Source organism: Candidatus Taylorbacteria bacterium, from assembly GCA_039934295.1.
GTDB lineage: Bacteria > Patescibacteriota > Minisyncoccia > Phycocordibacterales > HO2-43-120 > HO2-43-120.
The window spans coordinates 39,274-52,569 of record JBDTMN010000002.1 but is presented as its reverse complement, the minus strand read 5'-3'; the positions used below and the strand labels follow the sequence as shown (position 1 = coordinate 52,569).

At 44.7% G+C, this 13,296-nt stretch carries 12 protein-coding genes and 1 tRNA gene; 12 read left to right on the top strand and 1 reads right to left on the bottom strand.

Annotation, left to right across the window (positions count from 1 at the left end):
• Positions 1 to 76 precede the first annotated feature (76 nt).
• Complete coding sequence (gene rnc, locus ABI430_00825; GenBank protein ID MEO8637429.1) at positions 77 to 763, top strand: ribonuclease III; 687 nt, start codon at positions 77 to 79, stop codon at positions 761 to 763.
• Between the two features lie 99 nt (positions 764 to 862).
• Here rnc and dprA read toward each other — a convergent pair whose 3' ends face one another.
• Positions 863 to 1,732, bottom strand: a complete 870-nt coding sequence (dprA, locus tag ABI430_00820; protein ID MEO8637428.1) for a DNA-processing protein DprA — start codon at positions 1,730 to 1,732, stop codon at positions 863 to 865.
• A 135-nt stretch (positions 1,733 to 1,867) separates the two neighbouring features.
• Here dprA and serS point away from each other — a divergent pair, with 135 nt between their 5' ends.
• The 11 genes from serS (at position 1,868) to ABI430_00765 (ending at position 13,062) form a co-directional block, all read left to right on the top strand.
• The gene (serS, locus tag ABI430_00815) at positions 1,868 to 3,148 is read left to right on the top strand and encodes a serine--tRNA ligase (GenBank protein ID MEO8637427.1); all 1,281 of its coding nucleotides are present in this window, start codon (positions 1,868 to 1,870) and stop codon (positions 3,146 to 3,148) included.
• 108 nt (positions 3,149 to 3,256) lie between these two features.
• Complete coding sequence (locus ABI430_00810; protein ID MEO8637426.1) at positions 3,257 to 4,099, top strand: hypothetical protein; 843 nt, start codon at positions 3,257 to 3,259, stop codon at positions 4,097 to 4,099.
• A gap of 265 nt (positions 4,100 to 4,364) precedes the next feature.
• On the top strand, positions 4,365 to 5,486 hold the full coding sequence (locus ABI430_00805; protein ID MEO8637425.1) for a serine hydrolase: 1,122 nt from the start codon (positions 4,365 to 4,367) through the stop codon (positions 5,484 to 5,486).
• 62 nt (positions 5,487 to 5,548) lie between these two features.
• The gene (locus ABI430_00800) at positions 5,549 to 6,607 is read left to right on the top strand and encodes a tRNA-dihydrouridine synthase (protein ID MEO8637424.1); all 1,059 of its coding nucleotides are present in this window, start codon (positions 5,549 to 5,551) and stop codon (positions 6,605 to 6,607) included.
• Between the two features lie 224 nt (positions 6,608 to 6,831).
• Complete coding sequence (locus ABI430_00795) at positions 6,832 to 9,108, top strand: LAGLIDADG family homing endonuclease (protein ID MEO8637423.1); 2,277 nt, start codon at positions 6,832 to 6,834, stop codon at positions 9,106 to 9,108.
• A gap of 175 nt (positions 9,109 to 9,283) precedes the next feature.
• Positions 9,284 to 9,553: a metalloregulator ArsR/SmtB family transcription factor gene (locus ABI430_00790; GenBank protein MEO8637422.1), complete on the top strand. Its 270-nt coding sequence runs from the start codon at positions 9,284 to 9,286 to the stop codon at positions 9,551 to 9,553.
• A 356-nt stretch (positions 9,554 to 9,909) separates the two neighbouring features.
• Positions 9,910 to 9,982 (top strand) — tRNA-Gln (locus ABI430_00785).
• 170 nt (positions 9,983 to 10,152) lie between these two features.
• Positions 10,153 to 10,431 (top strand): GIY-YIG nuclease family protein, encoded by a 279-nt coding sequence (locus ABI430_00780; protein MEO8637421.1) that lies wholly within the window; start codon positions 10,153 to 10,155, stop codon positions 10,429 to 10,431.
• 113 nt (positions 10,432 to 10,544) lie between these two features.
• Positions 10,545 to 11,222: a hypothetical protein gene (locus tag ABI430_00775; protein ID MEO8637420.1), complete on the top strand. Its 678-nt coding sequence runs from the start codon at positions 10,545 to 10,547 to the stop codon at positions 11,220 to 11,222.
• Positions 11,223 to 11,260: 38 nt separating this feature from the next.
• Complete coding sequence (locus ABI430_00770) at positions 11,261 to 12,166, top strand: M14 family zinc carboxypeptidase (protein ID MEO8637419.1); 906 nt, start codon at positions 11,261 to 11,263, stop codon at positions 12,164 to 12,166.
• Complete coding sequence (locus tag ABI430_00765; GenBank protein ID MEO8637418.1) at positions 12,166 to 13,062, top strand: M14 family metallopeptidase; 897 nt, start codon at positions 12,166 to 12,168, stop codon at positions 13,060 to 13,062. The genes ABI430_00770 and ABI430_00765 overlap by 1 nt, the downstream gene beginning before the upstream one ends.
• The last annotated feature ends 234 nt before the right edge of the window (positions 13,063 to 13,296 follow it).

Here is a 13,296-nt window from a genome sequence, read left to right as displayed (position 1 = left end):
CGAATCAACAAATGGAAGAAGTTGAATCATTTATTCGTAGCATTCGCTGATTTATTCGTAAATTCGCATCGTGTATATGGATTTCGAACAATTTGAAAAAAAAATAGGAGTCTCTTTTAAAAACAAGGGCCTTTTGAAGCAGGCTTTTACTCATCGCTCTTTCATCAATGAAAACAAGAGGATGACTCTGGAGCATAATGAACGGCTGGAATTTCTGGGAGACGCAGTTCTGGAGCTTGTTTCTACGGTTTATTTGTATAAGAAATACCCAAACAAAAACGAAGGCGACCTTACCTCCTACCGCTCGGCTTTGGTAAACGCCATTATTCTTTCTTCCATCGCAGTAGAGCTCAACATGGACGACTTTCTCCTTCTTTCGAAAGGCGAGAGCAAAGATAAGGGCAAAGCAAGACAGATTATCTTAGCGAATACGATGGAGGCCTTGATCGGCGCGATATTTTTGGATCAGGGATATAAGGAGGCGGAAAATTTTATCAACAAATATATTACCCCCCATATCGATGATATCGTGGTCAAGGGAACATGGATTGACGCGAAGAGTCTTTTTCAGGAAAAATCCCAGGAGATTGAGGGAATCACACCCATGTACAAAGTATCGAAAGAGCTCGGTCCAGACCACGACAAGTTTTTTACAGTCGGCGTTTACTTGCGCGACGCTCTGATTGCAAGTGGCGATGGAAAGTCAAAACAGGAAGCGGAACAAAAAGCGGCCGAGAATGGGTTGAAGAAGAAGGGGTGGTAGGACTGATGACTGAATAACTAATAACTGAATAACTCATAACAAAAATCTAAATTTTGTTCTGGTTATTCTGTCATTCAGTTATGGGTTATAAGTTACGTATTACATGAGTCTCATCTCTCCCATCGTCTCCTTAATCATCTCCTTGATTTCCATCACAGAGAGAAGGGTGTTTGCCTTGTGAATCGGCATCGCAAGAGTTGCGAGCAGGTCTTCCCGGCTCAGGGGCTCTCGCAAAATTTCGATAACTTTAAGCTCATCACTCGAGCAGTCCTTGTATTTTAATTCCAAAGATTGCTCTTTGTTTTCATCTGAAAATCCGAGCGCTTCAAGGAGGTCGGCTTCCTTTGTAATGGGAGTGGCGCCGAGGCGAAGTAGCATGTGGGGGCCTTCTGAATTTTTGGAAAAAATAGATCCGGGAATAGTGAACACGTCGCGGTTGTATTCCGTGGCGAACTTTGAGGTGATTAATGTGCCGGATTTTATTTCCGCTTCGACGATGAGAACTGCGTTTGACATTCCTGCCATGAGCCTGTTTCGGCGGGGAAAACTGTAGGGGGTCGCTTTGAAATTGGGCTCAAATTCTGATAGCAATGCTCCGCCCGATTCTAAAATGTCCTGGGCGAGCCTGGAATTCGTCGCGGGGTACAAAACTTTCGGGTCAAGGCCGGAACCGGGGAAAGCAAGAGTGGTGAGTCCCGCTTCGAGCGCAGTCTGGTGGGCGATCGCGTCCATGCCGAGGGCCAGTCCGGAGACTATTGCAACGGGGTATCCTCGGAGTCCCCAAATGAGCTTTTCGCAGGCTTCTCGGCCGTAGTTTGTGAACTTTCGTGAGCCCACAACGGTGAGAAATTTGAGCGAATTCCAATCGGGAAGCGCCCCTCTCACATAAAGTTTTTTTGGAGGGTCGGGAATTTCTTTCAAAAGTGGCGGAAAATGATCGGGAGCAAGTTCGAATATTGGGTGTTCCATTCCCAAATTGTAGCAATTCTGTTATGATTTAGAAAATCAAGCACGATGCGAATATACGAATAAGTCAGCGAATGAAACGAATAAAGATTTTTATTCGTAGATTCGCGTGCATTCGATGATTTGTATCGCACTATTATGTTAGACATTAAATTCATCCAAGAAAACAAAGATATTGTCGCTTCCGCGATCAAAAACAAGAATCGTGAAGTGGATCTTGACCAATTGCTGCAATTGTATGCAGACCGGAAAGCTAAAAGGCAGAAGATTGATGAAATAAACCAAAAGCGTAACGAGGCCGCGCGTTTTCGCGATATCGAAAAGGGTCTTGCGCTCAAAAGGGAAGTGGAATCCGTTGAGGCGGAGTTTGCCGATGTGGACAAAAAATATCTTGCATTAATGCTCAAAATTCCGAATATTCCCTCGGTGGATACTCCAGTAGGCGCTGATGCAAGCCAAAACAAAGTCGTGAGGCAATGGGGAGAGAAACCACAATTCGCTTTTACTCCGAAGGACCATCACGAGCTTGGCGTCGCCTTAGGGATAATTGATACGGAAACCGCGGGCACTGTATCCGGTTCTCGTTTTGCATACCTAAAAGGTGACGCGGTTCTACTCCAGTTCGGACTTTTGCAGTTTTGTCTCGGGGTGCTCACCGATAAAGCGAAGTTAGAGGAGATTGCCAAAGATGCCAAACTTTCGGTTGTCGTCACGGCATTCACTCCGGTTCTTCCGCCCGTTTTTGTGAAGCCTGCGGTCCAAAACAGAATGGCGCGCTTTTTGACGCCCGAGGAACATTACCTTTTTCCGAATGATGACCTGATGCTGGTGGGGAGCGCAGAGCACACTTTGGGACCAATGTACATGGACGCAACAGTGAATGAGCAGGATTTGCCCATACGCCTCGCGGGCTATTCATCGGCATTTCGGAGAGAAGCGGGAGCTGCAGGCAAGGACACAAAGGGCATCTTGCGCCAGCACCAGTTCGACAAACTCGAAATGGAAACGTTTTGCCTGCCGGAACATTCTCTCGCTGAACAGGATTTTCTCGTCGCTATCCAGGAATATATTTTGCGTTCTCTCAAACTGCCGTACCGTGTTGTTGCTGTCTGCACTGGCGACATGGCTTTTCCCGACTATCGCCAGATTGATATCGAGACGTGGATGCCGGGGGAAAACAACTATCGCGAAACACATTCTGCTGATTTGACGGCAAGTTTTCAGTCTCGAAGATTGAATGCCAAAGTGAAGCGAAAGGACGGCAAGAGCGAACCCTTACACATGAATGATGCAACGCTTGTTGCTATGGGGAGGATGCTCGCAGTAATTATTGAAAACTATCAGCAGGAAGACGGCTCAATTAAAATTCCCGAGGCACTCACGCCCTATATGAACGGCAAAAAGCTGATACAGAAATAATACAGATAACTCATGACTCTAAACTCTATGACTGAATAACCAAAAATGAATTTTTGCTTCGAGTCATTCAGCTATTTGTTATTCAGTGATAAGTTATAAGTCATTTGTATGTCTATCTTCAAACGATCCAGACTAAGGTCAAAAAAATACGCTAAAAAAAAGAGGAAATTTTTTTGGATTAAAATAATATTTCTGATTATCCTGTGCGCCCTTTTGATTTACTCGCTTTCATACCTTTCGAAACTTCAACAAGTTGCCATTTCGGATATCACGGTTGAGGGCAATTCTGCGGTAACCGAGGATGACATTCTTTCTCTCGTGGAGGGCGAACTTGACGGAAGCTACTATGAAATTTTTTCCAAAAGAAATATTTTTATCTATCCCAAAAGGCTCATTGAAGAGAAGATGAAGGATACGTGGAAACGGATCGATTCGGTGAAAATTGAGAGAGTCGGTCTCTCGGCGCTCGCCATTTCCGTGACTGAAAAAAAGGCGATGTTTCTCTGGTGCGGTGAAAAAATGTCTGCGGAGGTCAAAGTTTCGGATTGCTTTTTCATGGATGACACCGGGTATGTGTTTTCGAAAGCTCCTCTTTTTTCCGAAAATGTCTATTTTCGTTTCTTCGGAGCTATTGCGGAGTCTGACCCAATCGGGTCGCAGTATCTTCCTCTAGCTGATTTTCAAAAGGTGTCCGGCTTCATTAAGGAACTTGAAAACAATAGAATTTCAGCCACACGGCTTCTTTCCAAAGGTGGAGGGGAGTACGAAGTTGTTCTTTCGGATAACAACCGCGTGTTAGTAAATGAAAGAGAAGCATTTGCAAAAACTGTCGAGCACCTCAAGACACTTCTCGAGTCGGACTCGTTTAAAAAAGATGTAAAAAATTCTCCCACGAATATAGACTACATTGATTTGCGCTTTGGCAACAGGGTCTTCTACAAATTCAAATAAAAGGTAAGTATGGGAAATGCTTTTTTAAAGTATAATAAAGTTTGGCCTCGTCCTACCCCCGCAGCAAGCTGTCCCCTCGGAGTACCTCGGCAGGGTATTAGGCGAGGCATCAGGGAAACATAGTTCAAGAAGAGCGAGCTCCCCGCCCGTACCGAAACGTTACGTTCGGGCGGGCGCTCGCTCTCATTCCACTGCGGCCATTCATCCTCGTCGCAGGAGGGACGCGAGGTATTCTGTCCGCTTCCAATAAACATATTCGCTAAAAATGTATTCCAAGCGCTCAATTTTTTATTATATTTTTTGGATATTTTCGCCTCTCCTTTTTGGGGGGGCTTTGGCGTGGGGGGCAGTTACGGGAGCAAAAATTGCGTATGAGAATTTTTTTGAACATGGGCGGACTTACGTGATGAACTCGGGAGAAGACAGGGAAGCGGTTACTGGAATAGCTTCCGCTGTTACTTCTCTCGCGGAGAAAGGAAATGAGAACAAAGAATCCGACAGAGCAGAATCTTCCGCCATCGAGCTTCAGGACACTTTTGATACTAATGAGGCGGTGGCGGGAGCGGACGAGAAAAATCTTATCAAAAAAATTGAAGAGAGCCTGCCTAAGAAAATCGAACTGAAAACGACCGCCTTCTCATACGTCGCGGCCGATTTGGATTCGGGGGAAATCTTTCTCGAGAAGAACAAGGACGAGGTGCTCCCGATAGCTTCTGTCACAAAACTCGTTACCGCTTATGTTTCTCTCCAGAATCTTAAACAGGACGAAATCATAACGATTCCAAAAAGCGCCACTGACACGTATGGCGAGACAGGCGAGCTTAAGTCAGGCGAGAAAATTCGAGTAGGCGATCTCCTATACCCTCTTCTATTTGAATCATCAAATGATGCGGCAGAGACTCTGGCAAGAATCCATGGTCGAGTGGCATTTCTTGATGCCATGAATGAGGCCGTGCTCGCGATGGGTGCTACCCACACTGCATTTTCCGACGCGTCCGGGCTCTCTCCTCGCAATACTTCAACCTCTCTCGACCTTTTTAAAATCGCGGAGTTTATCTATAAAAAAGAGAAAATTATTTTCGATATTACGAAGTTGTCGTCTTACACTACTAAGACTCACACCTGGACAAATTCCGCGCTTTTCTTGAGAGTGCCTTCCTATCTTGGGGGGAAGAATGGTTACACCGACGAGGCGGATAGAACCGCGGTATCTCTATGGAACATTCCGCAAAAAAATGGGGTGAACAGAAATGTGGTGGTGGTAGTGCTTAAAAGCGAGGATCGAAACACAGACATTGCCGCCATTGTAAATTATCTTGCGGAGAATTTTACCTTTCCGGATATTCCTGCACCGACAACTTCCGACCGAGAAATGGACATCTATTAAAGGTTTGCTCAGCATAGTTTTCCAATGCTCGCAAGGCGTTTTTTCGTGCTATTCTCTAAGTCATGATAAATTTAGGATTCTGGGAAAAACTAGAGAAGCCCGTAATTGCTTTGGCACCCATGGCTAACGTTACCGATGCGGCGTTTCGGAGGGTTATTGCAACGCACGGGAAACCGGATGTAATGTGGACAGAGTTCGTCTCTGCTGACGGGCTTATTCGGGCACCAAAAGAAGGTAGGGAAAAACTCCTGCTCGACTTTATGTACACTGAAGCAGAGAGGCCGATTGTCGCGCAGATTTTTGGGGGCAACCCTGACACGATTCGTGAAGCTTCAAAATTAGTCGCGACATTAGGCTTTGATGGGCTTGATATCAATATGGGCTGTCCCGACAGAGCCATCGAGAAACAGTGTGCTGGAGCTGCCCTGATGAAAAACCCGTCGCTTGCGAGAGCCATTGTTCGTGCGGCAAGAGAAGGTCTCGAATCTGCAGGTAGCAAAATTCCCATATCGATAAAGACTCGCTTGGGCTACAACAAAAATGAGCTTCTGACATGGCTTCCAGAGCTTCTCGCCGAAGAGCCCGCAGTTATAACTCTTCACGCACGCACTCGGAAAGAGATGTCCAAAGTTCCCGCGCGGTGGGAGGACGTTCGAGAAGCAGTCGACATCCGCAATCGTCTTAAATCCAAAACGCTCATTTTCGGCAATGGCGATGTTGCGACAATTGCCGATGCTTTCGCTAAGGCGGAAGAGAGCGGGGCAGATGGAGTGATGCTCGGCCGAGCAATTTTCGGGAATCCGTTCCTTTTCTCGAATCTGGAACAGATTCGAGAAAAGGAACGTCCTGAACAGGGTGAAGGGCAGAAACGTCCCGAGGCATCCGAGGGACAAAGTTTCTTAAACGAAATCTCACTTTCCCAAAAGCTCCGCGCCCTTGTTGAGCACACCAGGCTTTTTGAAAAGCTTTTTCATGGAAAGAAAAATTTCGCCATCATGAAGAAACATTACAAAGCATATGTGCAAGGCTTCGACGGCGCGGCCGAACTCCGAGCACGCTTGATGGAAGCAAAGGACGCAGATGAGGTCTCTAGAATTGTAGAGGCTTTTACGATAAAATAATGTTCGGCTGTTGTTTCTTGGCCAAACTGACTCGAGGTGATTGTCCATAAAAAATAATGAAATCAAACTTGATTATGCAAACCACTTCGAATCGGTCATTCGCAAAGGGAGGTGATCAGGCGTAAGTTCGGATAAACGAGCCCGAATGAGCCAATCAAAAAAGGCGGATTCGTCTCACGAATCCGCCTTTCAACTATTCATCCAAAATCTGCTATACTTTTTACATGGGAGAGGAAAAAAAGGGCAAATTAGCCCTCTATCGCAAATACCGCCCTCAATCATTCCGAGATGTCTTGGGGCAGGACCATATCGTGAAGGTGTTGAAGGGCTCTATTGAAGCAGGCAAAATTTCTCATGCCTATCTTTTCGAGGGCTCTCGGGGGACCGGAAAAACTTCGATTGCGAGGATTTTTGCGCGAGAAATCGGCACCTCCGACAACGACCTCTATGAAATTGATGCCGCGTCGAATCGCGGGATTGACGACGTGCGCGAACTTCGCGAAGGGGTGAGCACTCTGCCCTTTGATTCAAAGCACAAAGTATACATAGTGGACGAATGTCTAACATCTGATCATTTAATCCAGCTTGCAGACGGAGCAGTTAAATCTATCGCTGAAATAAAAAATGGGGATGAAGTCGCCTCAGTCGATTTAAATTCGGGAACGATTGTATTTAAAAAAATCTCTAATTGGTTTTCACGCAAAACCAAAGAACTAATCAGTATTCGTACACCTCAATCAACATTAAAATGTACTCCAACGCATAAATTATGGGTGATGAGAAAGGGAGCATTTTCTCTTGTTAAGGCAGAAGATATAAATTTTTCAGATTTTCTTATAAGTCCTGCAAGTTTGCCTCATAAAGCGAAAAATCTATTGACAAAAGATCAAGCTGCTTTTCTCGCACTGATACAATGTGATGGTCATATTTCGAAAGATTCTTGCACAATTCAAGTTGAGATCTCAAAAGATGTCCAATATTTCATTTCCTCTTTTACAAATGGATGCAAAGCATGGAATTGTGGTGGGGAAGTGACTATTACGAAGACGAAACGGGGTACTACATTGCTAAGGTCGTATTCACCGCAACTAAAAAAGGAACTCATCAAATTACTCTGTCCTTCGGGAAAAAAAAGTAATTCTATCGATATTCCTGATGCGATTTTCCAAGCACCTCTTGAAAGCATAAGAGCTTATATTGATACATGTTTTTGCTGCGAGGGTGATGCAACATTTACAAAATCGACAAGACTTTTTAAATTAAGTTTTAACTCTTGCTCTCCTATTTTTTCCAAAAAACTTCAACTTCTGTTAAAAAAATTCGGCATCGGAAGCGGTGCAATGGAAATCAAGCGAAAAAATATAAAGCATCAGACAGTATATCGCTTGAACATTACGGGATATGATCTAAGAATTTTTCAAAATTCTATTGGGTTGTCTATTCAAAGAAAAGCAGATGTACTTAAAAATCAATTTGACCATGCAGAGAAGCAAGATAGTATTCCTCTCCAAGTCCCTTTTCTTGCGAGACGAAAAGAATTACGCCTTAGCCATATGATATTGAATCAACATGGTATATACCTCGATCAATTTCAGGGTCTTATGCGTGAGACCGTGAAAGAATTTATAAAGGTAGCTGAAGCACCGGAATTTAATCCGTATTTACAATTTCGATACGAAAAAATACTTACTATTGAAAGATTAGAGGAGAATGCAAGAGTATACGATTTTACCGTCGAAGATACGCATACTTTTATTGCAAATGGAATATGTTCTTCTAACTGCCATATGCTTACAAAGGAAGCTAATAATGCTCTTTTAAAAACTTTGGAAGAGCCACCGGAGCATGTTGTTTTTATTCTAGCCACAACCGAAATGGAGAAATTGCCCGAGACCATTATCTCTCGCTGTCAGGTTTTTAATTTCAAAAAGCCATCGCTCGAAGTTTTACGGGACGTGGTGTCCGTCATCTCCAAAAAGGAAGGCTATTCGCTCGAGGCGCCTTCGCTCGAGCTCATCGCACTTTTGGGCGAAGGGTCATTTCGGGACACGCAGGGGATTTTGCAGAAGGTGTTGAGTTTCTCGAAGGACAAAAAAATCACTCATGACGAGGTGGAAATGGTCACCGGCGCGCCTCGCGCGGAGCTTGTGAACGAATGTATCGAGGCCATAGAGGAGCAAAATATAGAGCGAGGCTTGAGCGCCGTTCGAAATGCCGCTGAGGCAAATATCGACATGAAAACCTATGTGAAGCTCGTCCTTTTCAAAGTCCGTCTCATCCTGCTTTTGAAATACGCCAAGGAGATGGAAGAGGAAATCAAGGAGGAGACAGGGCAGAACGATTTTAATTTTCTCAAAAAAATGAGCGCAAACCCGACCTTGAAAATTTCATCCAAAACGGTCATTGTGCTTCTCAATGCTCTGGACAAAGTGGGCTTCTCGTACCTTCCCCAGCTCCCGCTCGAGCTCGCTCTTATCAAGCTTTGCGGTAAAGAAGAATAGATACAGATGGATTTTATAACATGGATTTCAGATTTCAGATGTCGGTTTTGGATTCGGTTTCGGATTTGGTTTTGTTTTGGAATACAGATTTTACTTCTTGATACAGTCTGGTATAATTCGCTTATTCGTGAGAATAGGAGAATAGATTAAAGAGGAATGAAGAGATCAAAATGTAATGATTAAAAGGAACGACTTGGAAAAAACATTAAAAGCATTAGCGAACCGAAGGAGGCTCGCAATTCTCAAGTTGCTTCGGGACAATAAAGAACTAACGGTTGGAGAATTGGCCGAACGGATCAACTTGTCGTTCAAGTCTACGTCGCGACATTTGTCTGTATTATCGTACTCGGAGATTGTCCAAAAAGAACAAAGGGGATTGGAAATGTATTTTTCGCTTTCTCAAACACAGAAACTCGCATCAAAACATATACTTTCTATTCTCTAATTATTGCTTTCTTCTCTCACCCCTCTCACTCTTCTCTCCTGGGATCTTTTTAGCGTAAAAGTGTGAGGATGAGTCTATTCTCCTATTCGTGAGAATAAGCGAATAGATTCTTAGCTTACCTCGCTCGCTTGTGACGGGGTAGTTGATTGGGTGGTAAAAGTTTTGGGGAAACTTGGCGGGGTTACCTATAAGAAAATTTGATAAAGTCTATTATAAAAGGCATAATACAAAGACTCATCGGCGTAATAAAGGTGCCTTATATTATGGCTGTTTAAAGATTAATGTCAGAAAAAGCTCGACACTACTCCGAAGAATTTCAGGATGGATTAGAGCTATTTCCGAACAATTAAATACTTTGGGGAGTGGTGTAATTGGTAACACGTCTGCCTTTGGAGCAGAAGACTCTAGGTTCGACCCCTAGCTCCCCAGCACTTCTTTACCTCCGCGAGGCCGAAGGTTCATCCCGTTCGGGTCTGAAAGATCCTCAGGGTCTTGAAAGACAGTGTCTTTGTCCGGCTCAAAGAGAAGAAGTCCCCGAGACCATTCGGCTCTAAGCTTCAGGCTCGAAGAGAATCTTTGACGAAGGATCTAGAATTTCTATGAGTTATTTTGCATATATACTGGAATGTGCCGATACGTCTTTGTATGTCGGTTGCACAAACAATCTGGAAAGGCGTTTGAAACAGCATAATTATTCTAAAAGGGGAGCTCATTACACGAAAATTCGCAGACCGGTGAAGTTGCTTTATTCGGAACGGTTCTTAACGCTTAAGAAAGCTCGCAGACGAGAATTAGAAATACAGGGCTGGCGTAGAGAAAAGAAATTAGATTTAATAGATACGAAAGTCAGTATCACTATAAAGACAAAGAAAAATTGAAATTTCTGTCAAGGTTAAACCTTGCCGAAATGAGCTTTTTTTCGAATTCGGGCTTTAGACTCTCAAAAAGAAAGTTATTTGCAATTTTACCTCTGTGACCTATAATAGGGTTAATGATAAAACTCAACGAGGTTACTTGGTATTCGAAATTGGCTGCGATACTATTTTTCTTGGGAGTATTTCCTTTGCTCACTTTTTACATTGGTGTTCAGTATCAAAAAGCTCAAGAATCCATCTCTCTTTCAATTTCTGAACCGATTGCAGTCCCCGTCGTCAAAGTGAAAAAAGATGCGCAAAAGAATGTAATGGATAGCGCAAAAGAAGTCTTGGTAGCTTTCAAAAATAAGGATTATCAAAAACTTGAAAATCTCACAAGTTCCGACGGGTTATCGTGGAATGAAGTACCGAATCTTGATTTGACAAAAAATGACATTTTAACAAGCGAGATATCAAACATACCGAACAACCCGCAAAAATATTTATTTGGCTACACCGATGGCAAGGGCGACCCAATTTATTTGACAATTTCCGAATATTTAAGCATCTGGATTTACAACCATGATTACGCGAGCGCTCCCGAAGTTGGAGTAAATAAAATATTGGACGGGGGATCAAACAGTGTAAACACAATCCTCCAAGATTCTGGCAACCGCACTGTTGTCGCTTATCATTTCAAGGGGTTTGACCCGAAATTTGGGGGGATGGACTGGACCACCCTTTATTTGGTCTTTGACCTCCAAAATGGTGAATACAAGCTTCGGGGAATTGCAAAAAATAATTGGACAATATAGAGTATCTGACACTTACAAGTCGCGTTAATAAAAAGTATATGAAAAAAACAATCATCGCAATCGTCGTTATTATTCTTCTCGGTGCCGGAATTTATTTTATAACATGGAGTTCTAACACCAAACTGATGCAGAAAGAGAATGTGTCAACTGTTACTCCGACTCCATCGCCGACAGTCGCGATACCAGTGCCCGCAAACAAAGACATGACAGTCATCGGCAAGTCTGTCGAAGGTCGCGATATTCTCGCATACCACTTCGGCACGGGCGACACGAAGCTTCTCTTTATAGGTGGTATACATGGAGGATACGAATGGAACACAGCGCTCGTGGCATATGAGCTTAGGGATTTTCTCAAGGAAAATCCTGACGTCATACCTCAAAATGTGGAAGTGACAGTTATTCCGGTTTTGAATCCGGACGGTTTGAGCAAGGTTGTGGGCACCACCACAAGCCCTTTCGCTAAAGCGGATGTGTCCACCTCACAAACAACTCTCGTCTCCGGACGCTTCAACGCGCATACCGTTGACCTCAATCGCAACTTCGACTGCGACTGGCAGGCGAGCGCAAAATGGCAAAACAAAACGGTAAGCGGAGGAAGCGAAGCATTCTCCGAGCCGGAGAGCCAGGCAATCCGAGATTATGTGGAATTATACAAGCCGAATGCGGTTGTTGTTTGGTACAGCGCCGCGGGCGGTGTATATGCTTCGAGCTGTCACAACGGTGTTTCGTCCGACACGAGCGCTCTTACCGATATGTACTCGAAAGCTTCCGGCTATCCTGCTCACGAGAATTTTGATTTCTATGAAATTACCGGCGATATGGTAAATTGGCTTGCAAAGAAAAACATTCCAGCAATAAGTGTGCTTCTCACGAACCATGAAGATGTAGAATGGATTGATAACAAAGCGGGTATCTTAGCGGTGCTAAAAAGTTATTCTAAATAATGGGAACGTTCTCGAAGCGGGTCATTGCGGTCTGTATTGTTCTCGTCTTGCTTGGCGTAGGTGTGTTTGCATTTGTTAAACTGCGCAAAGTGGAAACAGTCTCGACTCCGGTGGTCGTGTTACAGCCGAAAGAATCTGGGACAAAACACGCGGTAATCGGCACATCAGTCGAAGGTCGCTCCATCGAGGCATTCACGTTTGGAAGCGGGGCGACGCACCTCGTATTTGTGGGCGGTATCCATGGAGGGTATGAATGGAACAGCGTGCTTCTTTCGTATCAATTCATCGACTATCTCTCGCAGAATCCGGGGGCACTGCCCGCGAGTCTCACTGTTTCGGTAATTCCTTCCGCGAATCCCGACGGAGTGTTCAAGGTAATCGGGAAAGTTGGTCGCTTTGTCCTCGCGGATGTGCCGACCACGACTCCGCAAACCACGCCCGGATTAGGGAGATTTAACGCGCACGATATCGATCTCAATCGCAACTTTGACTGCAACTGGAAGCCCACAAGCACATGGCGAGAAAAAACGGTAAGCGCTGGGACACAGGCTTTCTCCGAGCCGGAAGCGAAAGCACTCCGCGATTTTGTTCTCAAAGATAAACCGGTTGGAGTCGTTTTTTGGCATAGCCAGTCTAATGCCGTGTACGCGTCGGAGTGCAATGCAGGTATTTTGCCGAGGACTCTCGACATCATGAACGTCTACTCCAAAGCGTCCGGCTATCCTGCGGTTAAATCATTTGATGCGTACTCCATTACCGGAGACGCCGAAGGTTGGCTCGCGTCCATAAACATTCCAGCGATTACGGTAGAGCTCTCCACTCACGGCACTGTCGAATGGGAGAGGAATCTTGCCGGGGCGAAAGCACTTTTTGAATATTATAGGAATCTGAAATAGCTATCGAAAAGGCCTCTGCATTCTGCAACTCTTGCACAACATCCTTACAAACTGGAGTTTGTAAGGGTGTTGTGCTTAGGAAATTTAAGAAATAAAGTTTGGCCTCGTCCTATCCCCGCGGCAAGCCGTCCCCTCGCAAAACCTCGGCGGGGTATTAGGCGAGGCATCGGGGCAAACTTTGTTGGAGAAGAGCGAGCTCCCCGCCCGTACCGAAACGCCCGCCCGAACGTAACG